The sequence below is a fragment of the Nocardioides piscis genome (genome assembly GCF_011300215.1).
Lineage (GTDB): Bacteria > Actinomycetota > Actinomycetes > Propionibacteriales > Nocardioidaceae > Nocardioides > Nocardioides piscis.
The window spans coordinates 2,097,887-2,122,107 of sequence record NZ_CP049866.1 but is presented as its reverse complement, the minus strand read 5'-3'; the positions used below and the strand labels follow the sequence as shown (position 1 = coordinate 2,122,107).

General features: G+C 67.7%; 18 protein-coding genes and 1 pseudogene. 3 read left to right on the top strand and 16 right to left on the bottom strand.

Annotated features, from left to right (window positions below; genetic code table 11):
* Nucleotides 1–166: 166 nt before the first annotated feature.
* Both hemG and G7071_RS10395 read left to right on the top strand, forming a co-directional pair.
* Nucleotides 167–1,540, top strand: coding sequence for a protoporphyrinogen oxidase (gene hemG, locus G7071_RS10400; RefSeq protein ID WP_166318215.1), 1,374 nt, complete (start codon nucleotides 167–169; stop codon nucleotides 1,538–1,540).
* On the top strand, nucleotides 1,537–2,688 hold the full coding sequence (locus tag G7071_RS10395; RefSeq protein WP_166318212.1) for a TIGR04053 family radical SAM/SPASM domain-containing protein: 1,152 nt from the start codon (nucleotides 1,537–1,539) through the stop codon (nucleotides 2,686–2,688). Before hemG ends, G7071_RS10395 begins: the two co-directional genes overlap by 4 nt.
* Here the strand turns inward: G7071_RS10395 and G7071_RS10390 are convergent.
* From G7071_RS10390 to G7071_RS10345, 11 genes and pseudogenes are all read right to left on the bottom strand, one after another.
* Complete coding sequence (locus G7071_RS10390; protein WP_166318209.1) at nucleotides 2,685–4,229, bottom strand: alpha/beta hydrolase family protein; 1,545 nt, start codon at nucleotides 4,227–4,229, stop codon at nucleotides 2,685–2,687. The two genes, G7071_RS10395 and G7071_RS10390, sit on opposite strands and share 4 nt — an antisense overlap.
* Nucleotides 4,230–4,336: 107 nt before the next feature.
* Nucleotides 4,337–6,544, bottom strand: coding sequence for a S8 family serine peptidase (locus tag G7071_RS10385; protein ID WP_246210636.1), 2,208 nt, complete (start codon nucleotides 6,542–6,544; stop codon nucleotides 4,337–4,339).
* Nucleotides 6,466–7,299, bottom strand: coding sequence for a protease inhibitor I9 family protein (locus tag G7071_RS19235; protein ID WP_246209935.1), 834 nt, complete (start codon nucleotides 7,297–7,299; stop codon nucleotides 6,466–6,468). Before G7071_RS19235 ends, G7071_RS10385 begins: the two co-directional genes overlap by 79 nt.
* Before the next feature lie 293 nt (nucleotides 7,300–7,592).
* Nucleotides 7,593–8,024 carry a class F sortase gene (locus G7071_RS10380; protein ID WP_166318202.1) on the bottom strand — a complete coding sequence of 144 codons (432 nt, stop codon included), beginning with the start codon at nucleotides 8,022–8,024 and terminating at the stop codon, nucleotides 7,593–7,595.
* Nucleotides 8,025–8,058: 34 nt separating this feature from the next.
* Nucleotides 8,059–8,871 (bottom strand): hypothetical protein, encoded by an 813-nt coding sequence (locus G7071_RS18710; protein WP_206062762.1) that lies wholly within the window; start codon nucleotides 8,869–8,871, stop codon nucleotides 8,059–8,061.
* 335 nt (nucleotides 8,872–9,206) lie between these two features.
* Nucleotides 9,207–11,177, bottom strand: a complete 1,971-nt coding sequence (locus G7071_RS10370) for a CBM96 family carbohydrate-binding protein (protein WP_166318199.1) — start codon at nucleotides 11,175–11,177, stop codon at nucleotides 9,207–9,209.
* 341 nt (nucleotides 11,178–11,518) lie between these two features.
* On the bottom strand, nucleotides 11,519–11,848 hold the full coding sequence (locus G7071_RS10365) for a PepSY domain-containing protein (protein WP_166318196.1): 330 nt from the start codon (nucleotides 11,846–11,848) through the stop codon (nucleotides 11,519–11,521).
* A 65-nt stretch (nucleotides 11,849–11,913) separates the two neighbouring features.
* Nucleotides 11,914–12,498: a DapH/DapD/GlmU-related protein gene (locus tag G7071_RS10360; RefSeq protein ID WP_166318193.1), complete on the bottom strand. Its 585-nt coding sequence runs from the start codon at nucleotides 12,496–12,498 to the stop codon at nucleotides 11,914–11,916.
* Nucleotides 12,499–12,500: 2 nt separating this feature from the next.
* Nucleotides 12,501–12,914, bottom strand: a complete 414-nt coding sequence (locus G7071_RS10355) for a cyclophilin-like fold protein (RefSeq protein WP_246209932.1) — start codon at nucleotides 12,912–12,914, stop codon at nucleotides 12,501–12,503.
* Nucleotides 12,915–13,085: 171 nt separating this feature from the next.
* Nucleotides 13,086–14,087, bottom strand: a pseudogene (locus tag G7071_RS10350) (NAD(P)-dependent alcohol dehydrogenase); the annotation flags it as partial.
* A 149-nt stretch (nucleotides 14,088–14,236) separates the two neighbouring features.
* On the bottom strand, nucleotides 14,237–14,695 hold the full coding sequence (locus tag G7071_RS10345) for a MerR family transcriptional regulator (RefSeq protein ID WP_166318187.1): 459 nt from the start codon (nucleotides 14,693–14,695) through the stop codon (nucleotides 14,237–14,239).
* Nucleotides 14,696–14,890: 195 nt separating this feature from the next.
* Here G7071_RS10345 and G7071_RS10340 point away from each other — a divergent pair, with 195 nt between their 5' ends.
* On the top strand, nucleotides 14,891–16,099 hold the full coding sequence (locus tag G7071_RS10340) for an IS481 family transposase (RefSeq protein ID WP_166318184.1): 1,209 nt from the start codon (nucleotides 14,891–14,893) through the stop codon (nucleotides 16,097–16,099).
* Nucleotides 16,100–16,747: 648 nt separating this feature from the next.
* Here G7071_RS10340 and G7071_RS10335 read toward each other — a convergent pair.
* From G7071_RS10335 to G7071_RS10315, 5 genes are all read right to left on the bottom strand, one after another.
* Nucleotides 16,748–17,410, bottom strand: coding sequence for a VldE C-terminal domain-containing protein (locus G7071_RS10335; RefSeq protein ID WP_010832281.1), 663 nt, complete (start codon nucleotides 17,408–17,410; stop codon nucleotides 16,748–16,750).
* Between the two features lie 563 nt (nucleotides 17,411–17,973).
* Entirely contained in the window at nucleotides 17,974–19,101 is a 1,128-nt protein-coding gene (locus tag G7071_RS10330; protein WP_166318181.1) for a CHAP domain-containing protein, read from the bottom strand.
* A 629-nt stretch (nucleotides 19,102–19,730) separates the two neighbouring features.
* A complete protein-coding gene (lnt, locus tag G7071_RS10325) occupies nucleotides 19,731–21,320 on the bottom strand; it encodes an apolipoprotein N-acyltransferase (RefSeq protein ID WP_246209931.1) in 1,590 nt (529 codons plus the stop codon).
* Between the two features lie 121 nt (nucleotides 21,321–21,441).
* The gene (locus tag G7071_RS20015) at nucleotides 21,442–21,867 is read right to left on the bottom strand and encodes a GNAT family N-acetyltransferase (RefSeq protein WP_425489428.1); all 426 of its coding nucleotides are present in this window, start codon (nucleotides 21,865–21,867) and stop codon (nucleotides 21,442–21,444) included.
* Between the two features lie 511 nt (nucleotides 21,868–22,378).
* A complete protein-coding gene (locus tag G7071_RS10315) occupies nucleotides 22,379–23,869 on the bottom strand; it encodes an N-acetylmuramoyl-L-alanine amidase (RefSeq protein ID WP_166318172.1) in 1,491 nt (496 codons plus the stop codon).
* Between the last annotated feature and the right edge of the window lie 352 nt (nucleotides 23,870–24,221).

The following is a 24,221-nucleotide window of genomic DNA, read 5'->3' as shown; positions in this document are numbered from 1 at the left end:
AGGCCGCGGCAACGCGTGCGAATCATGAGGACGAACCTAGCGACCGCCACTGCGCGGATGGGCGCCGTCCCACGATGCGTAGCGGGTCGGGACCTCTGGCCCGACGATTGAGGACCTTGGTCCCGGCAGGGACGAGAAGGCGGCGAAGCGGTCCTAGGGTCGGTCCGTGGAGTCAGATCGTAGGGCGTCGGTGGCGGTGGTGGGCGCCGGCGTGTCCGGCCTCGCAGCTGCCCGACTGCTCCAGCGCGCCGGGCTGTCGGTCACCGTCTTCGAGGCCGGCGACCACCCCGGTGGTCAGGTGCACACGCTCGAGATCGCGTCCGGGGTCCACGTCGACGTCGGCGCGGAGGCCCTGCACCTCGCGGCGCCGGGCGTGATCGACCTCCTCGAGGATCTCGGCCTCGCCAATTCGATGGTCGCCGCCCGGCCGCTGGACGGCCGGCTGCTCACGACCCGCGGTCTCCGACCGCTGCCCGCCGGGGTCGGGCCCGCAGGACCGAGTCGTCTGGGACCCGTGCTCCGCAGCGGGACGCTGGGCTGGGCGGCCCTGGCGCGGGCCGGCCTCGAGCCCGTCGTCGCCCGGGCGTCCAGGCCGTTGCCCGCCGGTCGCGACGTGTCGGTGGGCGACTTCGTCACGCGTCGCTTCGGGCGGCAGGTGACCGCGACGTTCGTCGACCCGCTGCTCGGCAGCCTGCACGCCGGCGACGTCGGCCGGTTGAGCCTCAGGGCCTGCGCGCCTGCGCTGGTGCCGGCCGCCACGGGCCGGCGTTCGCTGGTGCTGCGCAGGCCACCGAGGCATCCCGCCCTGGGTTTCGTGAGCTGGCCGGGCGGTCTGGGCGAGCTGGTCGCAGCCCTGGCCGGAGAGCTCGACATCCGCACCGGGTCGCCGGTCACCGCCGTCACTGCCCGGGGCGACCGTTTCGAGGTCAGCACCGGCGTCACCTCGACCACCGTCGACGCCGTGGTGCTCGCCCTTCCGGCTCACCCCGCCTCCAAGCTCCTCACCGACCTGTCGCCTGCTGCGGCAGGTGTCCTCGGCTCCGGCGAGGTGGCCAGCGTGGCAACGGTGCTGATCAGTGTCGACCCTGCCGCGGCTCGGGCCCATCTGCAGGGGACGGGAGTGTTGATGCCGTCGCGGCAGGGGCGGTTGCTCAAGGCCGCGACCCACCTGTCCGACAAGTGGCCGCACCTGGCCGGGCACGAGGGCTACTGGGTGCGCCTCTCCGCCGGCCGCGCGGGTGACGACAGGCTCGCAACCCTGTCCGACGACGAGCTCGTCTCCCACCTCCTGCGCGACCTCCACGAGGTGACCGGACTTGCGGCAGAGCCCACCCGCGTCGTCGTACGGCGCTGGCCGGCCGCGCTGCCTCAGCTCACCGTGGGCCACCTCGACCGCGTCTGCGCAGCCCGCGCGGCACTGCCCGACCGGGTGCTGCTCGCCGGAGCAGCCGTCGACGGCGTCGGGCTCGCCTCCGCCCTCAGGTCCGGATCCGCCGCCGCTGCGTCCCTGCTCCGAACCGAGCCCCAGGAGGTCACGTGACCAGACCCGACCGACCGGTGGTGCGCCAGCTGCGCCACGACGCCGGCGATCGTCCGTTCATCACCATCTGGGAGGTCACCCGTGCCTGCGCGCTGGTGTGCCAGCACTGCCGCGCCGACGCCCAGACCCGCGCCCACCCCCGCCAGCTGACCACGGCGCAGGGGAGGTCACTGCTCGACGACATCGCCGGCTTCGGCGCGCCGTACCCGATCGTCGTGCTCACCGGCGGCGACCCCTTCGAGCGACCCGACCTGCCCGAGCTGGTGCGCTACGGCACGTCGCTGGGGCTGCACGTCGCGCTGTCGCCCTCGGTGACTCCGCGGCTGACCCCGGCAGTCCTGACCGAGCTGCGGGAGGCGGGCGCGACCGCCGTGTCGCTCTCGCTCGACGGAGCCACCGCCGGCACCCACGACGACTTCCGCGGCGTGCCGGGCGTCTTCGACGACACGCTCCGCGCGGCGCGCTGGGTCAAGGACGCCGGCTTCAGGCTGCAGGTCAACACCACCGTCACGAGGTCCAACGTCCACGGGCTTCCCGAGGTGTTGCGCACGGTCCTAGACCTGGGCGCGTCGCTGTGGAGCATCTTCTTCCTCGTGCCGACAGGTCGCGGGGCGGCGCTGCAGGCCCTGTCGGCGCCCGAGGTGGAGGACGTCCTGCACTGGATGCACGACGTCTCCGACCTGGTCGCCGTCAAGGCGACCGAGGCTCCGCACTACCGCCGGGTGGCGATCCAGCGGGCTCGCGGAGACGTCGCCGAGCTGGGCACGCTGCACCAGATGCTGACCGCGGCCACGGTCGACCTGGCACAGGGTCGTCAGCGGCGCCGGGCGCCCCGACCGCCCATCGACGTCAACAGCGGCCGCGGGTTTGCGTTCATCGACCATCTCGGTGACGTCTACCCCTCGGGCTTCCTGCCCCAGCGCTGCGGCAACGTCGTCGAGCAGGGCTTCCGAGAGATCTACCGGGCCAGCCCCCTGCTGCGGGCGCTCCGCGACCCGGCCGGGTTCACCGGTCGCTGCGGGACCTGCGAGTTCGCGCAGGTCTGCGGCGGGTCGCGGTCCCACGCCTTCGCCGTCACCGGGGACGTGCTCGGTGACGACCCGACGTGCGTGCACGCGCGCGACGCGAGCACAGCGGTCTCGGGCTAGCGCAGCGGGAGGTTCACCCGCGCGTCGCGCAGCGTCATCGCTCCCACGACGCGGCTGCCGAACCCGGCCGACATGTCGGAGATGGGCGAGACGGTGAGGAACAGCGTCTGCCCGGCAGGGACGTCGACGGCGACCGACGGCAGCTCCATGCCCGTTCGCCGCTTGCCGAGGACAGTGCCGACCTGGCGGATCGGGAGCATGTTGTTCTGCACGATCCGGGCGTCCGCTGCGCTGGTCCCGACCGCCAACGCGACGAAGGCGCGGTTGTCGACGCCCACCGTCGACATCGTGGCGTCCAACGTGGGGCTGCCCGCGACGGTCAACGGGCCCTGGGCGATGGGGTAGGCCTGCGGCGCCCCGGCCCCGACCGTGGTGATCACGTCGCTGATCGGCTGGACCACGCTGGGAGCGACCGACTTGACGCTCACGCAACGCCCGGCCGCCGTGGTGAGGTGGTGCCTGCCGAACCCGGTGAGGCCGCTCTTCTCGCCCTGGAGGTTCTGCTGCAGGAAGCGCAGGCCGAGGTCGGCGAACGAGGGGCTGCCCAAGGCGGGCGAGCAGGCGTCCTCGGACGAGCTGGCCGATGGCGCACCCGTCCCGTTGGTGCCCGCCGGGAACACCGCCGGCAGCGTGTGACCACCGTTGTAGCCGACGAAGATGCTGCGCGCCCGCGCCTTCTCGGTCAGGGCGGTGGCGAAGTTCCTGAGCCCTTCCGCCAGCGGGAACAGGTTGTCGGTCGCGCCCTGACCGAAGAGCACGGGGATGTCCAGCTTCCGGCCCTGGGCGACGTGCCACGCGGGCCCGTTCTTGTCGAGGAAGTCATGGAGCGACTGCGGCACGTCGCCGGTGGCCGCGGCCTCCGCGAACCCGGTGTGGATCGCCGGCGGCAGCGCGTCGCTCGGCACGGCGGCGGCGGTCAACGCCGTGGCCCACTCGGTGCGGGGCACGCCCTGGGGGAAGAGGCTCTCGGTCAGGCTGTTCCAGGTGATCTCGGGGACGAGCGCGTCGAACCGCGTCGTGCCGGAGTCCCGCAGCTCGGTGAAGGCCCCGACGAACTGGTAGCCACCGCCGTAGGAGCCACCGATCGCCCCGAGCACAGGGTCGTTCGGAGCAGTCTTCTCCACCCAATCGAGGGAGGCGATGTGGTCCACGACCAGCTGGACGTCCTTGCCCTCGACGTCGGGGTTCTCGATGTGGGCCTGGCCACCGCTCTCGCCAAACCCGCGCTGGTCGAAGGACAGCACGCCGAAGCCTGCCTCGAGGAGGTAGTCGAACGACGCCGGGTCGGTCGTCCGGCTGCCGCCCCAACCGTGGCTGCTCATCACCATCGGGACCGGAGCGGTCGAGCTGGCGCCTTCCGGTCGGAACACCGTGAAGCAGATGTCGACCGGTGCGCTCTTCCCCGGATCGGGGACGCTCGTCACGCAGGCGTCAGTGACGTCCGTCGCCGCCTGGGCGGCTGGCACGACGGTCAGGGCGGCTGCCAGGGCCGCGCTGGTCGCCGCAGCGGCGAGGGCTGGGACACGGGTGGTACGACGCATGGGACGCCTCTTCCGGGAAGGGTTTCCGGTCAAGGGTTGAACGCCGCGACCCTCCCGGGGTTACGGGCCCTGTCCGGCTGGGACAGGGCCACGAGTGCCCCCGGGGGTCAGCCGACCGAGAAGAAGGTCACCGCCTCCGCGTCGGCGAACCTGATGACTCCGAACCACCGCTTGGCCGGGTCGAGCCCGCTCCAGCTGGCAGTCAGGGTGGTCGGTTGCCCGACCGTCACGGGCGCCGGGTTGGGCGTGATCGTCGCGTTGCCTGCAGAGGCGGCCGGCACCACGAAGTTGGCCAGGCCGTAGGACGTCGCGCCTCCCGGAGTCGCGAACCCGTTGACGTAGACGTCGTAGGTGCCCGCGCTCGGGGAGAGCATCGTCACCTGCTCGTCGGCAGCGCCGGAGGCCGAGAGGTCGACGAGGTCGCCGCCCTTGTAGACGAACAGGTCGAGGTCGGCCGTGTCGTCGACGGCGTCCAGCGAGAAGCGTGCCGCGGACGCGTCCGCAGGCACTGTGACGGTGTACTTCTTCGTGTCCGCGTCGACAACGGGTGCAGCGATGTCGAACTCACCGGTGGTCACGCTGCCGGCCTCGGGGGTCACACCGACCAGGCCGTCGACGGTCGACGTGAGTTCGCCGGTGAAGCCCGGGACCACGTCGAACTGCTTCGATCCGCTGGCACTCGCGTCCCCGTGGACCTCGTCGGGCGAGCTCACCGCCACCGGCTGGAGCGCGACGGGGCTGCGCACCGTGTGGCCGGCACCGGTCCAGGTGAGCGAGCCGATGGCCCAGCTGCCCAGCGCCGCGTCGGTCCTGGTGAACTCGACCTCGAAGGCGCCTGACGCCCCCGGCTCGAGGGTCAGGCTCGACGGAGTCACCACGGCATCGAACCCGGGCACGTTGACGGCGGCGCTGTAGGTCGCCGTGGACGAGCCGACGTTCTTGACCCTCCTGGTCACCGTCTCGACGCCCGCGAGCTTGCCGATCGCGATCGACGCCTGGTTCAGGTTCGAGGCGCTGACCGGAGTCAGTGTGTCGAACGGCGGGGAGAACCGGATGCCCAGGCTGACCATGTATTGGCGGTATTCGTTGGGCGTGGTCGGGTAGACGAGGCCGGGATCGGCTGCGGGGTTCGGGCTGACCTGCCCCGCCCCCTGCGCGAACGGGTCGTTCGCGCTGGAGACCGTGTCACCGGCAGCGGTCATCAGGGCCGACTTGATCTCCGACGGCAGCCAGCTCGGGTGCTTGGCCTTCATCAGGGCGCCGATGCCGGCGATGTGCGGCGAGGCCATCGACGTACCGGAGATGAGGTCCCAGTCCCTGCCGAAGTGGAAGGGCGGAGCCACAGCCGCCAGGACGTCGACACCGGGTGCGGCGATGTCCGGCTTGAGGATGTCGCCCTCGGTCGTGGTGGACGGGCCACGTGAGGAGAAGGCGGCGATCTCAGGCACCTGTGGTGCGGTTGCCTGCTCCTGCGCGGTCAACGGGACGATCTTGGCCGTGGCCGCGCTCCCGGCGCTCGCGATGTAGTCGAGGATCGGCTGCCGCGCGGGAGCGTCGACGTGCACCGACGGGATCGGGTGGTAGTCGCCGTTGATCGAGTTGGTCGACGTGTTCGTCATGACCATCCCGACTCCCCCGGCACGCTTGACCTCGAAGCTCTTCTCGATCCGGTCGACGACCCCGCGGTCGCACTGGACCACCTTGCCGGAGACCTTGGCCGGGTCGAGCGTGCCTGCCGCGCAGAGCTTCGCGCTGGCCTCGCTCGCGGAGGCGAGCTTGGCGCTGAGCGAGGTGATGAAGGGCGTGGCAGTCGTCAGTGACGGTGTGGTCGAGGCGCCGACATAGCGTGCGCCGTTGCCAAGCTCGACGGCCGCGAAGGCCTGCCGGTGGGTCGAGGCAGCGACCGTGGTCACCCAGGGGGCAGGGTGGTCGAGGGTGCTGGCGCCCGGACCACTGTTGCCGGCCGAGTTGGCGACGTAGACGCCGGCGTTGGAGGCACCCCGGAAGGCCTGGGCCACGGGGTCGAGGACGTCCGACTCGCTGCTGCCGCCGATCGAGTAGTTGATCACGTCGACACCGTCGGCGACGGCGGCGTTGATCGCGGCCACGCTGTCGGAGTTGTAGCAGCCGGGGTTGATGCCGGGCTTCCCGGTCCAGCAGACCTTGTAGGCCGCCACCTTGGCGCCGGGCGCCATCCCGGTGGCGGTGCCGTTGCTGAAGACGCTGCCGTCGATCGTCACGCCGGTGACCTTGTTGCCGGCGGCGGTGGAGGCGGTGTGGGAGCCGTGGCCGTCACCGTCGCGCGGGAGAGGTATTCCGTCTTGGCGATGTTGTGCTTGTTGAAGCCACGGACGAAGTAGCGCGCCCCGATGAGCTTGTCGTTGCAGTGCAGGTTCTTGTCGAACCGCTCGCCCGAGACGCACGCGCCGCGCCAGTCGGCCGGGACCGGGATGCCGGTCCCGCCGGCGAAGGCCCTGCTCTCGGGCCAGATGCCGGTGTCGAGGACACCGACCACGGTGCCGGCACCCGCGTTCGCCTGGCCACCGAGCTGCTGCCAAAGGCCACCCGCAGCGTCGAGGCCGAGGAACTGCGGAGAGTCGCTGGTGTCGGGGGTCGACTTCTCGTCCTTGCTGAGCGCGATCACGCCGGCGACCTTGTCAAGCTTGTAGGCCTGCTGCGCGCTCAGCCGCACAGCGACACCGTTGTTGACGACCGTGTAGTCGTAGAGCTTCGTCGCGCCGACCTTGGCCAGCGCACGGTCGTGCTTGGCGGTCAGGTAGCTCGTCCACCTCCTCACGGCGGTGGAGCTCGGGTTGATGTGCTTGCCGGGCTTGGGGCGCGTGGCGGCATATCCCTTGCGGTAGCCGTCATAGCTGGCGACCGGGTCGTCGGCGAAGGCGACGAGATAACGACCGGCGGTGTAGACGGTGTCGCCGCTGGCGCTGGCAGGAGCCGCGCTGCGCACGCTGCTCGACGTCGAGATTGGCGGAGCAGCGGCGGCTGCCCCGGTCAGGGCGGCCGCGACCGCCAGGGTTGAAAGAGCAGCGGTCAGACGGGCCTTGTTCCCCATGGTGCGCCTCTTGATGATCGGCTCACCGATAGGCGAGCGGCTAGAAGCCCGTAGTCGGGTGGGCGGGCAAGGCCATCCAATGACGTCTACGCCGTACACTTGTCGACTGTGCGCACAGCTTCATCATGATCGGGGATGAATCGCGCTCGAGGACCACGTGAGCGCGACCATCACACCTTGTCGGCGAAGACCAGGATCCGGGTCGCATAGACGCCGCTGGTCGCCGACCGGTCACCGCAGGTGATCAGGACCACGCGCGACGGGCCTCGATCGGAGAAGAGGTCGCGGACCTGCTAGGGCGGCAGGCTCCGTACCCTCCGGACCCGGTTGACCACGAAGCTCGCCCGACCCACAAAGAAGCGGTCCCCCACCCGCAGGTTGCCCAGGTCGTCGAACACGCCCTCCCCTCGGGACCACGTGTGTCCGGCGATCACGGAGCTGCCCGGTTGGCCGGGGCGCACGCCTCGGTTCCACGTGTAGACCGCCGACACGCTTTGGCCCACCGCGAGCTGCCCGCGCTCGTTGATGCCGACGGGGATGACCCGCGCTCCTTCGATACCGAGCTTCGGCACCCGGAGCGGCGCGACCGCGGCCTTCCGGACCTCCGGTGCGTCTGCCTCGCGCGACGCAGCCTGGACGGCACCGGCGGCACCGGCGGCACCGGCGACCCCGGCACCCTCCAGACAGAGCACGACGGCCAGCAACAGCGCTGCTCGTCGCTTCATGGACCCATCCTTCTCCGTGCGTCTGCGGTCTGGACTACGACTGACGTTTGCCCGTCGCAGGCAGCACCTCAGGACGCGAGCAGGCACCTGGCACCCGCTTCTCGGCGAGCACCTTGGTGCCCAGCATCAGCTTCGCGATCGAGCGGTGCTGTCCCCGGGTGGTGAACTGCCGCGTGCTGTCGGCCCTGACCCGCAGGGTCTTCGACTTCTTGCCCACGAGGAGCTTGTAGGCAACGGTGCGCGACGTGGAGTTGTTCATGGTGATCCGGACCGTCCGCTGGCAGCTGGTGTAGAGCCGCCCGGTGGCCCGACCGCGCTGCTCACCGAGAACCTCGACTGCGGGTGTGGTGACGGGAGCTGTCGCGGGAGCCGGCTCGGGAGCGGGGGCGGGTGCTGGCGCTGGTGGCAACGGCGGTGCCGGTACGGGCGTCGTGCACGTGGTGCCGGGAGGTTGCGTGCCGGGCATGTCGGGGCATGCGTCCGGCGGCGGAGGGGGTGTCTGTTGCGGGATCGAACAGAGGATGACGTGCGAGTAGCCGTTGTTCTGACCCTGCCAGAGGTAGGTCTGGCCGGCCACTGGCTTCTCGACCACGTCGTTCTGGTCGTTCCCGGAGCCCTTCTTGATGATGAGCGTGGACCAGTCGCGACCCGGCGGCTCGGCGGGGACCTGATAGCCGCCCCCGTCAGTGCCCCGGTCATCGACCTTGAGGCAGACCTCGCCCGGCTGGTCCTCCCAGTGGTCCGGGTCGTTGGTGCCGGTGGCGTGGGAGGGCGCTGGCGTCAGGGCCAGCACCGAGCCCGCCACCACGAGGGCCAAGAGGCCGCCCAGGGTGCGTTCGCGCTTCATGAAGCTCTCCTTGCAGGTGGAACCCGAATGATGTGCTGCGCCTCGAGGAGGCTGCAGTGCTACGACGTGCAGGCGCGAAGTCGGCAGGCGAGCGCGCCGACGAGCGCCCCGGTTGGCCACGGCGTCGATTCCCCCGTCAGCGAATGTCATTCGTGGTGTCCCAGCGGTGCCGCCCAAGCGGCACGCGCACATCTAATCCCGCTCAGAACAATATGGCTAGCCTGGACTATTGACATTACCCACTTGTGCATGTCATGTACCCAGACTGACGAAGTCGGCGACAATCGATGCCCGCAGCGCCACCTGAGGCGACGCCCTCGTCATCCAGGTGGTCCTCAGGAGCAGGTGCCCGTCCCCCGGTCCATGACCTCGCCGGTGACGCTGCGGAACTCCCAGGTGTACGAGCCCGGCCGCAGCACCAGGCGAAGTGCACCGAACTGGGTGTTCTGACGGTAGTCGGACCGGTTCGACGTGCCCCACTCCGTCAGGTTCTTGCCACCGGTGCCGACGACGAACGTGCGTACGCCGCGGTCGGAGTCGGCCCGCAGTTCCTTGTCGAGGCGGGGAAACCGCTGGTATTCGTGGTCGTGACCCGCGAGGTAGAGCTCCGCGCGACCGTCGTAGGCGTAGTCGAGCATCTGCCTGCCCGCCTCCGTGTCGGGGGCGTACGTCCCGTCGGTGACGGCAGGATGGTGCCCGGTCATGAGCGTGCACTCCGGGGACGATTGCAGGCGGTCCGCCATCCACACCCCCTGGGGGTCGGTCGGGTCACAGCCGCCGACCTCACCGCAGTTGGTGTTCGTGACGAGCAACCGCCAGGCACCGAGCGTCTGGGCGTAGTAGCCCGTGGACCGGCCTCCGGCGAGCTCACCGAAGAAGTCGAAGTATCCACTCGCACCCGCGGTGAGGTATTCGTGGTTGCCGGGTGCCGGCAGCGTCTTCGACTTCAGGCCCGGACCGGCGCCCATGGCCGGCTCGTAGTAGCGGCGGAAGTCGCTGAGGGAGCCGACCTCGTACTGCAGGTCGCCCAGCGCCAAGAAGTGATCGGTGGTGTGGTCCGCGGCGATCATCGCGCCGACGGCGCCGCACTCGGGTGCGTCGTGGTCGTCGCACAGGTCACCGGCCGCCCACACCACGACACCTTCGTCGTCGACGGGCGCCGCCCGGACCAGGAGGTGTGGCCGGCGTCGGCCGTGCTCGGTGGAGTTGAAGGCCGCCGCGCCGCCGCGGCTGGTCACCACGAAGGAGTGCCTCCCGGACCTGCGTATCGCATCGGTGACCTCGACAGTGGTCCAGGAGCGGGCCCGGACGGTGCCGGTCCGACCCCGGAGCCGCCCAGGGGCCGGTGCGTTGCGGTAGGTGATCGACTGCTCACGCCATCGCGACGAGGACGAGCGCACCGCGATCCCCTGCCGGTTCCTCCGGGGGGACCAGACCCGTAGCCATGCCCGCTGCGGGCGGTCAGCCAGGCGGAAACGTAGATAGCTGCGCTTCACGGGTCGTCGGTCAACCACCCACCTGCGGGCGCCCCCGAAGTTGGCGCGTGGATCAGCGGCGCTGACGTGCGCGTCGACCCGCGCAGGAACGCGGACCCCGGCGCGGTCGCGGGCGCCTTTCGCGCCGAGGTGGACCTCCCTCATCACATCGAGGTAGTCGCCTCGCTTGCTGGCGCTCTCCCACTCCACCGCGCTCTCGACGGCGGTGCCCTCGCCCCACTCGTTGTAGGAGGTCACGAGCTGCCACCGCGCACCGCTGGCCACCTGGGCCCGCAGGTCGGCCTCGAACCGCGCCAGGTCGCGCGCAAGCCGCGGCTGGGCCTCGCCGTGCTTGAAGAAGCCCGGTGAGACGTTCGAGGACCAGGGCAGGTGCTCGGACCTGCTCGTCGCTGGCCCGTACTGGTGCCAGGACTGCGGCTGATCGGCACAGTCGAGATAGCCCGAGAACACCTTCAGGTTGACGTAGAAGTCCGTCCACCCGTCGGTCGCCTGACGCCAGCGGGTCACGTCGGCACACCCGGTCGCCCCGGAGTTGTAGACGAAGATGACCGGCTTGCCGTCGACGTGCAGCCAACCGGGCCGGGACGACAACGGCTCCAGCCCGGCGAGATCGGCGCGGATCTCCTCCACGGTCGGATCCTGGTCTCCGTACTCCTTCTCGTAGTAGGGCACGACAGCGACCCCGTGCGCCTCGCCGGCCCTCATGACGCTCGCCAGGCGTTTCCCGGTCACGGAGTCGTGACCCCACCACGAGGAGATCGCCAGGTCCAGGCCGGCGTACGCCATGTCAGCGAACTGGGCGTCCAGCACCGCGGACGAGTCGTTGGAGTAACGGCCACGGCTCGGGGTGTACTGGTCGTCGTCGTGCCAGGTCTGCGGGAACCACGGATAGTAGAAGGTCGCTCGTATGGGCTCGGCAGCCGCCGCAGCGGTGAGGACGGCACCAGCGGCGGGCTCGCGTCCGGCCCCCGTGCGTCCAGGACGGAACCGGTGACCAGCAGGAGCATTGACGTGGTGACCGAGGCCAGGACGAGACGAGGGCGTCGCACGAGGTGATCTCCCCTCAATTCGCTTGGCTTGACACTTGTGGGCCTGCGTGGATGGCTCGTGGGTTGGTTTCGCCGTCCTGGCACGCGCAGGGGTGGCCTCGCTCAGTCGTCGTCCGCGCCGGAGTCGCCTTCGGTGCCAACGACCTGGAACTCCTCGTCGAGCTGCACGTCGACCTGGCTGCCGTCGTCGAGGGTGACCTCGACCTCGTACTTGCTCTCCTCGTCGTCGACCTCGGTCTCGGTGACAGTGCCTCCACCGGTCTCGGCGAGTGCTGCCTCCTCGGCCTTCTCCACCACTGAAGCAGGGATCGGGCGGTCCTCGGCGTCGTCATCACCCGACACCGCTGCCGCGGCGCCCACGGTCCCGGCCGTGACCACGGCCGCGCTCGCGGCGATCAGGGCGAAGCGCTGGCGGCTCAGCTTGGGCTTCATGCTGCCACGCTACGCCGGGCCGATCGGGAGTCAAGGAGTCCTCTGCAGATGAAGGCGACGCGCCCTCACTGCGTTGGAGACTCGAATCCTGTGGCGCGTACGAATCTCGCCGGGACTCCGGCGACGATCGTGTCAGGAGCCACGTCCTTGGTGACGACGGCGCCCGCGCCGACGATGGCCCCGTCGCCGATGATCACTCCCGGCACGACAGTCACGTTGGCTCCGAGCCAGACGTTGCGACCGATCACGATCGGCGACGGCAGCATGTCTGCTCGTCGGTCGGGATCGATGTGGTGGTTGAGCGTCGTCAACGTGCTTCCGTGACCGATCAGGGTGCCGTCGCCGATCGTGATCCCGCCGGTGTCCTGGAAGCGGCAGCCGATGTTGATGAACACGTTCTTGCCCAGGCGCAGGTTCTTGCCGAACTCGGTGTAGAAGGGCGGGAACACGGTGACCGACGCGTCCACCTCCCTGCCTGTGAGTCGCCTCATCAAGGTGAGCACCTCGGCCGGCGAGTGGTGTCCTGTGTTGATCTCGGCGGTGGTGCGGAACGCCTCCTGGGCGGCGTCGTGCATGAAGCCGTGAGGCTCTGATCCACCTTCGATCACGGCGCCGCTGTTCACGTGCTCGAGGAATTCCGACAGGTCCATCGTCACCTCGCCTCGACCTTCACGGTGACGCGACCGGCCACGTCGGCGATCCTGCGTACGGCGTTGTCCTCGAGCTTGCCGAGGACCACGATCCCCGGAAAGTAAGACTGGTCGCCGTAGTAGAGGACCAAGTCGTTTCCCGGGGCGTAGTAGCCAAGGTCCCCGACGTCTGGGTCGGCGCCAGCGGGTTGTCCGTCGAGGGAGAGCGGCGTTCGCAGCGGTCCGGTCTTCTCGACCCCGCCGTGGTCGGTCATCTCGACCGTCTGGGGCAGCTGGGCAAGCAGGTCGCGACTGGCCGGGCTGTCATCCAGGATGGCACGAATGCGTTGCCCATCCACCGTGATCTCGAGCGTCACTGCGTTCTCCTCGGTGGGTGCGACCGGGGTGGATTCACGTTGTCCCAGGGTGCGAGTCATGGTGTCGCCTGCCGGGCTGCTGGCGGACCCGGCGGGACCAGCCGATGAAGGCCCGCCGGATCCACACCCGGCCAGGAGCGCGACCCCGATCGCAGCGAGCGGTGCGGCGACTGCGCTGCCTGCGGTCCTCATCTAGGACTCCGTCCGTTGATCGGCGGCTGCCGAGCCGACTCAGAGGGTGGATGTGTCGATGACGAAGCGGTAGCGGACGTCAGATGCGAGGACGCGTTCGTACGCTTCGTTGACCTGGTCGGCGGCGATGACCTCGACATCGGAGGCGATGCCGTGCTCGGCGCAGAACTCAAGCATCTCCTGGGTCATGGCGATACCACCGATCATGGAGCCGGCGAACGAGCGGCGAGCCCCGATCAGGGACATGGCGTTGACGGGCAGAGGCTCCGGCGGTGCCCCGACGTTGACCAGGGTGCCGTCGACGGCGAGCAGCCCGAGGTAGGCGTTGACGTCGATGCTGGCGCTGACAGTGTTGATGATCAGGTCGAAGCTGCTGGCGAGTGCCTCGAAGGTGTCGGGATCTGAGGTGGCGTAGTAGTGGTCAGCCCCGAGACGGAGTCCGTCCTCCTGCTTCTTCAGCGACTGGGAGAGAACGGTGACCTCTGCCCCGAGGGCGTGGGCGATCTTGACCGCCATGTGGCCCAGGCCGCCGAGGCCGACGACCGCGACCCTGGTGCCCGGTCCGGCTTCCCAGTGCTTGAGCGGGGTGTACGTGGTGATGCCGGCACACAGCAGTGGAGCGGCAGCGGCAGGGTCCAGGCCTTCGGGGATCGACAGGACGAAGTTGGCGTCGACCACGACCGCTGTCGAGTATCCGCCCTGCGTGGTGGTGCCGTCGCGGTCGGTCGCTGCGTAGGTGCCGATCATGCCGTTGAGGCAGTACTGCTCGTCCCCTCGCAGGCAGTTGGCGCACTCACGGCAGGCATTGACCATGCAGCCGACGCCGACCCGGTCCCCGACCTTGTGTTTGGTGACCTCGGGGCCGACCTCGGCGACAGTGCCGACGATCTCGTGGCCCGGGACGACCGGGAATGGCTGGGGTCCCCAGTCGCCGTTGACGGTGTGGATGTCGGAGTGACAGATACCGGCGTACTCGATGCCGATGAGGACGTCGTTGGCTCCGACTGCTCGCCGTTCGACCGTGGTGAGGGCGAGGGGGCGCCGGCCTTGGGTGCGGCATAGGCGTTGACCTGCATGAGGGTTCTCTTTCTGGTGGTGGGAGCTGTGGTGTTCAGTGCGCTGGCACGGCGGTGTGTCCGTCGTCGGACACCGGTTCGAGCGACGTCCGGTTCAGTTGCCAGGGCACTGGGCTACTGGTGCTTGGCCTGCTTGAGCTTGTCGGCGAGGAGGCGCGCCTCCCCCGAGATGAGGTCGGCTCGTTCCTCGTCTCCCGCATCGATGGCCCGCCAGTAGTCGATCTTCAGACGGACGTAGCGCTGACGCAGGACCAGGTGCTCGGCCTCGATCGCAAGCCGCTGCTGCTGAGCCTTCAGCAGCTGAACCTGGTCCTGGGCGGCGTGCGGACCGAGTTGTCCGTTGGCCACGTATTGCCGCATGTCGCTCACCGACATGCCTGTCGCTGCCAAGCAGGCGATCCACATCACTTGGTCGAGGTCGGACTCGTCGTAGACCCGGTGCTTGCTGCTCACGCCCCGCGCAATCGGCGCGATCACGCCGATCGACTCGTAGTAACGCAGGGTGCTGGCCGGCAGCCCAGTCAGCGCTGCGGCCTCCTTGATCGTGTACTCGCGCCCCGTCGTTGCGTCCATGTCTACGACCGTAGGAACTTCAAGTACTTCAAGTCAAAGGTCAGTGCGTCAGACGATGACTCAGGCGGGGCACACATGCGAAAGGCCCTCACAGTCGCAACTGTGAGGGCCTTTAGGATTTGTAGCGGGGGCAGTGTTCTGGTTCAGGACATAGGAAACCCATGTCTCAAGACATAGGAAACTCGATGCTGTCTCGTGTCGAAAGCCAGACTGGTCATCACCGCGATCAAGACCGAGGGCATCACCCAGGCTGAGGCCGCCCGCCGCTATGGGGTGAGCAAGGGGTGGGTCAGCAAGCTGATGACCCGACGACGAACCGAGGGCGACGCCGCTTTCGAACCCAAGTCCCGTCGCCCTGCGACCTCCCCGAACGCAACACCGGCACCCGTCGTCGATCTCGTACTCAAGCTCCGCAAACAGCTCACCGAGGTTGGCCTGGATGCCGGCGCCGAGACCATCGGGTGGCACCTCGAACACCGTCACGCCATCACCTTGGCCCGCTCCACGATCAACCGGATCCTGGTCCGTGCCGGGACAGTCACCCCGGAACCGAAGAAACGACCCCGGTCGTCCTACATCCGCTTCGAAGCCGACATGCCGAACGAGACCTGGCAGTCCGACTTCACCCACTACCCACTGACCGACACCACGTCCTTCCCCAAGGGCATCGAGATCATCACCTGGCTCGACGACCACTCCCGCTACGTCCTGCACGCATCCGCCCACCACCGCATCACCGCCCGGACCGTGCTCGACACCTTCACCAAAGCCGCAGGTCAACACGGCTACCCCGCGTCCACACTGACCGACAACGGCATGGTCTACACCGTCAGATTCGCCGGCGGCCGCGGCGGGCGAAGCATGCTCGAGCACGAACTACGACGACTCGACATCGTCCAGAAGAACTCACGCCCGAACCATCCGACCACCTGCGGAAAGGTCGAAAGATTCCAACAGACCATGAAGAAGTGGCTGCGCGCGCAAACCGACCAACCCGCCACGATCGCTGAACTGCAGACACTCCTCGACGCCTTCATCGACGAATACAACCACCGACGACCACACCGATCACTGCCTCACCGCGCCACCCCGGCCACGACGTATGCCGCCCGTCCCAAAGCCACACCTGACGCGAGTCGTAGCGACGACACCCACGACAGGATCAGGTTCGACCGCATCGACAACGTCGGCACCGTCACCTTGCGAGTCAACGGCCGCCTGCACCACATCGGCATCGGACGAACCCACGCCCGAACCCACGTCATCCTGCTCGTCCAGGACCTCGACGTCCGCGTCATCGACGCCGCCACCGGCGAACTACTCCGCGAGCTCACCATCGACACCGCACGCGACTACCAACCCACCGGAGCACCCAAAGGACCCACCCGCAGACCCCCGAAATGACAACTCCCGGACCCACAGTCGTAGGTCCGGGAGTTTCCGATGTCCTGAGACATCACATTTGTAGCGGGGGCAGGATTTGAACCTGCGACCTCTGGGCAAGATCGGAGGGCCTGTCCCGGACTACTGCAACTCTCGGGTCCCCTTGGAAAACCTCGGTTTTTTGAGGAGATTCCCCTTAGGACTTCTCCAACTGTATCGGAACGTCTCGGAATGATTGCCCATCGTTTCTGATGATCTTCTGATGACGTGTTGAATCTCCGACGGGCTAGCGTGAGGCAAACCGCGGCGGCGGCTTCGTGGTCACGAAGGCCAGTGCGGGAAACGACGAGGTCGAGACCTGGGCGCCGAGCGATCCGGCGTACTTCATCGATCCGCCGAGGCCACGCGATGCGGCCGGCGGGAAGCCCTGTTTGGCGCAGCACGACGCCGAGTGCTTCACCCGCCAGTGACGTCTCTCGAGTTACACCGCAAGCTGAGCTCGGAGAGCTGATGCCGTAAGTAGTTCTGAGCCTGCTCTTGCTCGTCGTGGTAGCTACGGCGTGGTTCGCGTCCTGCCGCGGCCAGAGTGCGTCGGGCTGTTGCGCGCCAGCCGACCCGCGTGCCGACCTGCGAGCGAGCGGCGTACGACGAGGAGACGGACCCGGGCCGTTAGTAGGTGGTCACGTGAACGTGGTCGAAATGGTTGGCCGTCACAGAGCCTCGATCCTCCATGCCGCGCCAGCCCTCTCCCGCCCGCTCGACCGACCAGATGTTCTGAGCGTGGATCGCATACGACACTCCGAGCTCCGCATAGTTGGCCCGCACGAAATCGGCGACCTCCCACCCGCGGGCTCCGCTCACCATGATGTCGATCGCAATGCCTTGGGCATGTTCCCCGTCGCTACGCAACGTCCCGTAGGACGTGATCTCGGGAAACGCAGCGCACACAGCTTCGTGAACCGCGACGATGTTCGGGCTCACACCGGCGGGCACCGAGCTGCCGTTCGAGCAGGTGGGTGAGGCTTCCGCATCTGCTGCTTCGTTTAGAGGCTCGACTTCTTCCTCACGAGGTTTGTGCCGCGCCAGGAAACCACTGGTGACCCAGCGGGAGCGTCCATCCAGAACAATTTCGTCACGACCGAAGGCCGAACGTCCGGTCACCAAGACCCTGGTCAGCGGGTCCAGCAGCCCGACCTTGCGCCCAGTTTCCCCCGGTTGGCTCCACACGTTGAGTAGCTCGGAGGTCCAGCGCTTGGTGTTGGCCTCGCGTACGGCTTGAGCGGTTACGGCTGCGGTAAGCAGCCGGTTCCTTCGTGCGGGTAGCGCCTTCACGCGGGATTCCGACCGTGAGACAACTCGCTTACGCGCGATCGTAGGTACCGGTCGTCTCCCAAGTTGTGAACCGGTGACCGTCGCTTGGACTTCACTCGCGGCCGGCACAGCGCGGGGGTCTGCGCCGGCGATTCCGAGTACGACGGCCGAGCCGGTGACCACTCCGGCCAGGGACACGGCTGCAAAGGCGCCGCGTAGTCGTGGGCGGGCGGGGGTTTCCCGCCGGTGGCGAGATTCGGCCACGGCGTCAATCCTTTGCGGTTCGCGCACGACCCCAAGGCCATGCTGGTCGATCGCAAGCCAGCAACCGGTTCAGGTCGGGGCAACGTTCGGACTCGTCCATCACACGGCAGGACCCTCGAGTCGCCCGAGCGCGACGCGAACACTGCGTCCTGCCTGCGAGCGCCTACTATAGGACATAGGAGTTGAGGGGTGAACTCCTTGCTAGAATGCATCCGAGGGGCTGTGGTGGACGAGCGTGCCGTCGCGTGGACCGGTTCAGAGCGCCAGGCAGATCCCGTCGCGTGGCTACCGGGAGCGCACTTGGCGGCGAGGTGAGCGGTTCAGCGCGCCCTCCGTACGGGGGCGAGCCGGAAAGAGGTGGACTTGGTCTCGATGCGTCCTCCGGACAGCGCGATGGTGGAGACGGCGAGCGACTTCCCGACTAGAGACCGTCCAACGGTGATCGTCGCCCCTCGGGCGCCATGCAGGATCTTCCCGTTCGCACGCCACTGGAATCTCAGCCTTCGTGGTGCGGGGGCGAAGGTCGCGGGTGCCGCAGTGAGCGTCTTGCCGAGGATGGGCTGGCCCTTCACGGTGGTTGGTGTCACCACCGTGAAGGTGCCCTTGGCAGTGGGACCTACGGGCGCAGACGAGGCGCTTGCCGACGCCAGCCCCGGGCTGATGGCGGTGACCGTCAAGGAGATGGTGGCGTCGAGCTTGCGCACCGAGGGGATGTAGGTGCTTGACGTCGCCGCCGGTAGTGCAACACCGTTCGCGTACCACTGGAAAGCGAACTCCGTCGGGTTGCCCGTCCACTGTCCGACGTCCCCTACCAGCGGTTGTCCCACGCGCGCCTCTCCGACGACAGATGGCGGCGTGACGCTGGCAAGGCTCGGGGCAGCCGGAGGGAGAGGGGTGGTGGCGGGCGCGGCGATGAAGTGGATGAAACCTGTGGGCCAACCCCGCCCGTCGGTGGTGATGCTTCGCCAAGAGAAGTCTCCGCCCCAGCTGTCCTCCGACACCACGATCTCGGTGGGTGACACGACTTGCTCGACGTACGCGAGATGGCCACTCGAACTGACCCCTGCTGCGCCGCTGTTCCACCAAGCTATGGCTCCGACCTCGGGGACCTGGTCGGTGATGCTGGCGTTGACGAGTCCCCACTTGTAGGCGGTGCCGCTTCCTGACCACGGGCGCGTGTTGGCCATCCCGTTCTGCACCAGTCGATAGGCGACGTAGTTGGTGCAGTTGTGCCCTGCATACATCCCCCAGTACATCGTCCGTCCAGCCGTTGCGTAACCCGCCGACGAGTAGCCGGCGAGCTCGCACGCCGCGTAGCCCTTGCAGAGGTAGGAACTCGCCGCGGACGCCTGCGGAGCGGGTGCCATCGACGTCACTGAGGTGAGAAGCGTCAGTACGAAAGCGAGCGTCAGGGTGCGCCGCCATGTACGACCTTTCTTAGTAGCCATGAGGAGCACCTTGGGTCACACAAGCCACAGAAGCAACCAAAATGCCCAAAAATCTCGTGCGTTACGGCGTGTCGCGCTTGACCCACGCGAACTACACGCGTGCAACTTTCCCGCAACTGCCTAGTGTCGATGCGTTCACCTTGGTCGCCAGACTCGAGGCGTGGCAGCCTGTCGAGGCTGGCGGGCTCGCGGGACGGCAGGATGATGTTCCCCAGAGAGCTCTATCGGCAGTGTGCGGTCGCGACGGCATCAGTGCCGCGCAGGTGGTGTACGGCGACTGATCACCGCGCGAAGTTCGCTCTGCCCGCCCTCGGACTGTCCGCTGCGAGACGTCTCCATACGAAGGTGGCGAATCTAGGGGCCGCTGGCAACCGGCGCTATCTGGGCTTGCCGACCGTCACAATGACGAGCGCAACGCCGAAGCCCCCTAGAACCGGGCCCAGGGTCGCCCACGAGCGGGAAGTCTGCCTACTGTCGGCCCCACCAAGACCGTAGAAGGTCAAGAGCGCGCCCGCAGCGATGAGGAGGATGGCACATGCCAGCCCCACGATTCGAACTTTCATGTGCAGCCTCGCGTCCCTCTTGAACGGCAGTGCCAGCTCGCAACACCCGGCCATCTCTTATGCAGCCTAGTAGATGGTATCCGTCCGGGATGCGGAGTTCAGCGCGCCCTGGGAGGAGTTGCGCTCCGCGCTGTCTGCGCCGCAAGAACCCCAACCGGGTGAAGTCACCATCAGGAAGCGCCGAGTTCTCCTCCGGACTGACCGTCCGAAGGCCGCGGAACTGGCAGCTACCGCAATCACGGCAATCATCGAGTTGCGGGCACCGGCGAAACGGACGGCCGGCGTGAGTGCTGTGACAAGAGGGACTGTTGACGTCAGGGCTTGCGTATCCGGACTCTGACTTCGCGTTCTTACCGTTCCGTCAGGGAACACGATGCCGCTGACTCCGTTGAGGGACGCAACGACGACCGCCCGGCCCGTCTCCAGCGCTCGAGCCCGGGAGATGGTGAACTGCTGCTCCGGCTGACTGCTCCCGGTGAAGGCGGCGTTGCTGCTTTGTATTACCGCCAGATGCGCACCCGCACGCACCTGGTCGACGAGGACATCGGTGAATGCGACGTCGAAACAGATGGCACTCGCGACGAGGAGGCGACCCTGGTCCGTTGTCACATTCAAGGGAGGGGTTGGCTCACCTGGGAGCATGTCGCGCGGGATCTCGTCGAAGCGCGGCGAGAAGCCCGAAAGCCAGGGTCGGAACGGGATGTACTCGCCAAAGGGAACAGGGTGTCGTTTCGTGTAGCGCTCATCGGAAGGACCGTCGATGCTCCACACGAGTCCTTGGTTGAGAGCGGTCCCTTCGGAGGGTCCGTCGACGATGGCGCCAAGCAGGATGGGAGCATCACTCGCGGCGACGGCCCGTTCCACCTGCCTGCGTGCAACTTCGTCGGTTGTCGGATCGACGATCACCGAACTCTCCGGCCACACCAGCAGATCAACGGCCTCCTGATCGCCCGCGCGAATGCGATCGGACATCTTCACGGTTGCTGCGGCGTGGGCGCGGGTGATTTGTCGGTGCCTGGCCATGACGTCTGTGCTTCCGCCCGGTATACCGCCCTGGACTGCCGCGATGCGCAGGGTGCCGTCCGCACTCACCGAATAGGGGAACAGCACCGCGCCGACAGGCGCCGCGCAGACGATCGAGGCCAGGGCAGCAATGCGACCCATGCGCGGCCACTTCGGAGTCGTCCTCGCGGCCCAGGCGGCGGCTCCTGCGGTTCCTGCCAGCGCGATCAGGAAGCTCGTCCCCTCGACCCCGACGTACGGCAGAGTCCCAGCCCACGGCCCTCCAATGCTGGTGAATCCGAGTTGCCCCCAAGGGAACCCACCGAAGGGCCACTGGGATCGCGCCAGCTCAATCGCCGTCCAGCACGCGGGGATGCTGAGGACTCGCATCCGCTGGCGCCACAGAAGCCGTACTAGCGCGCCCAACCCGGCGAACCACAATCCTTGAGTCAGGCTCACCGCAATCCAGGCCGCGGGACTGATGGACGTGGCAAGCCACCAGATGTGAACAGCGAAGAAGACGGCTCCGAACGAGAACCCGGCCATGCCGGCTCTCCGCCAGGACTGGCGCCGCGGGCCGGTCGCAGTGACAAAGGCGGTCAGGGCGAAGGGAGCCAGCCAGGCCAGGCCAATCGGGTCAAAGGAAAACGCCAACCCGGCTCCGCCGACTGCAGCAAGGAGCTGGCTACGCCAGGGGGCGGAACCTCGCGCAGTGTGTTCTGCGTCCTGCGGCTCGAGCGCGATCCGCAGGCTGGTGGGGGACCGCTGGTGACCGTCATCCGCTGACGGGGCGGTATCTGCGCGAGGGGTAGCCGGTGTCGAAATGCATGTAGTCAGGTGCTCTCTCCCCCGACAGTCGGCGCGGACCGTCAAGACCTCGGCTGAAGGTGGTGAGCCAGTAGCCCTCGGGCGTGCAGCGCTCGCCTACGTAGCTCCATCCTGTTAGACGGCAATACGCGGGGGCGAGTCCGTCCGACCGCGTGACAAGCACCAAGCGGTCGCACCCTGCAGTCCGAGCCGCATCCTTCAGAGCTTGGATCAGGAGTGAACCGACCCCCTCTCCTTGATGTTCAGGGAGCACCGCGACGTGGTTGAGGACTCCCGTGGTGTCCGTGCGTGTCGCGACGCCTCGGACTCGGGCTCCACGCCTGTCTCGGATGACCGCCCGCAGGTACCTCCAACCGCGAGTCCGAAGGAACATGAGGATCAGGCTCGGTTGCCGAAGGAGAGCACCCAGTCCCAGCAGGCACAGCCGCCTTCCGTGCTGGCTCATCACATGATGCCGGTGTAGACCCGGGTTTGGAGTTCCCACCAAGTACCCGACGGGGCGCCCCGACTCCTCTGCAACCAGCACGCAGCTGGCCTGATCGGTCATGAAGGACCTGTAGTACTCCGAGAGGAAACTGCCGCCAAGGCGAACGAAGAAGCCGTCGGGGAAGAACGACTGGTGCTGAGCTACGACGAATGGCAAGTCTTCATGTCGGGCCGTCCGAATGCCTACGGCTGGTGAACTAGATGGCAAGACGGTTCCTTGCACTCGGAAATACTAAGTCGCATAGTACAGACGGGTGAAGCTTGCCGATCGCCCTGGCGTACCGCAGGCGTCCTGCTCGTGCGCACTTCCGTACAACAAGCCGACCCGGTCTCGAAGCTCCCAAGCGCCGAACACGGGCACAGTCGACCAACCCAGCGCGCGCCGGGTGATGCTCCACTCATGCGATTCTGAGCGTGGTGTTGCGTGTGGCTTCCGTGAAAATGTCGTCGCCGGCGTACACGACCCCTACCGCATAGGTGCCGGCGCGCAGGCGCCGGCGCCCACCGAACTTGGCCACCACTACGCCATCAAGCAGCGCGAACTTCGTGGTGCGCTTGCCAAGGGTCACCGCCACGACGCCGGTCGGCACCACTGGCGCGCCTGGCGGACCCGCAAGTTTAACGCGAATCTTGGCGATGCCCTTCTGGTTGTTGCTGGCGATCACGCGGAGCGTCGGTGCCGCGATCGTCGGTCCCGTTGCGGACGGCGTCTGTACGACCGGGCTCAGCCCCGCGCGGTTCAACGTGACCAGGCATGACAGCACGGCGCCAACATCCTGCGGCGTGACGGGATAGCTCTGGACGCTGGCTCCAACAATGGGTTGTCCTGCCCTCAACCACTGGTAGGTGACTGAGACGTCGCTAGGAGTGAAGCGTCCTGGGCTCGCGGACAGCGTGTTGCCCACACGGGGCTCACCAGTGACGGAGGCCGCTTCCTCGACGACGATGATTGGCGCCGGCGTACCTGCCGCTACGAGCTCCTGCCTACGGCGCCTCACCTCCGGTAGCGCTTCATATAGGTAGCGTCCAGGACAGGCCGTGTCGTTGGTGTCTCGGTGACCGTCAATGACTGGCAGGGCAACGTCCTGGCCACGAGCGAACTTGTCGCTGCCTTCGGACTCGACGCGAATCGACCCGACAGGATCACGCTCGAAAGGGGCGACCTTCCACGCGGCGATGGCCGCGATGGCCCCCAGCATGGCGCTGCTGGGCCGCTGGGTGTCGTAATTGCCAATCGCTGAGATGCCAGTGGACTCGGCATTGAAGCCGAGGGTATGGCTACCGCGCACAAGACGTCCGGCCCCACCCGCGCGACCGACCCAGCAGCGGCCGAAGCGGTCGACGAGGAAGTTGTAGCCGATGTCAGACCAGCCGAGGCTTTTCGTGTGATAGGCGTACATGCCCCGCAGCAGTGCTGGGACATCTTCTCGCGCATAGCTGTTGGAGTTCACGGTGTGATGGACGTGTACCTGCTTGATCGTGTGGATGTAGGCCGGATCGGTGTCTCGAAGCGACTCGTCGGCACCCCAGGCGCGTCGGCCGATCAGTCGAGGGCGTGCCGCGCCCAACGCGGCAGATTGGCGAGCGCGCGGCTCCAGCAAGCCGGTTCCAGATGAGCCCACTGACGTATCTCCCGGCCTGCGCTCGGGGTACAGAAGTACGAGGGTGAGGCCCGCTGGGCGGCGGCCCTGCACGCGTATCTGTACCCCGTCCGCCCGCCCGATCCAGGTCACGTCGGTGCCCGCGAGGCCCGACTTTTCGACTGAACCTGCGTCGGCCACATCGTGGAGCGTCGTAACCGATAGCCAGGACCCCCAGCCCGCAGCGGTGCGGGATCGGATATGCAGACGTGGGGCCGTCTGTCCGGCGTCCCAGAGGAACGCGACCATCGAGTGGGTGGATGTGGGGAGTCGCTGCGTCTCCCAGCGCTGTGGACCAAGTGGAAGGAGGTGCCTCTCATCCAATGGCAGGTGCAACGACTGCACGTCCGACCCGGCGTGCGTGGACAGCATCAAGGCGCCGGCCGACCCATCGTCGCCTGCTGGCGCGAGGCTCCGTCTCGTCACAGCCGCCACCGCGGTGAGACCCGCGCTGCCGGCGGCGATCTTCAACAGCGCGCGACGCCCGGTTGGCTTCTCAGTCACATCTTTAACACCAGTCACACTGGCATGCTATCCGAAGCGACTATGTAGGATAGTAGATCCCGGGTCGGTGAGTCTGGCGCCGCGGGCATGAACTCGT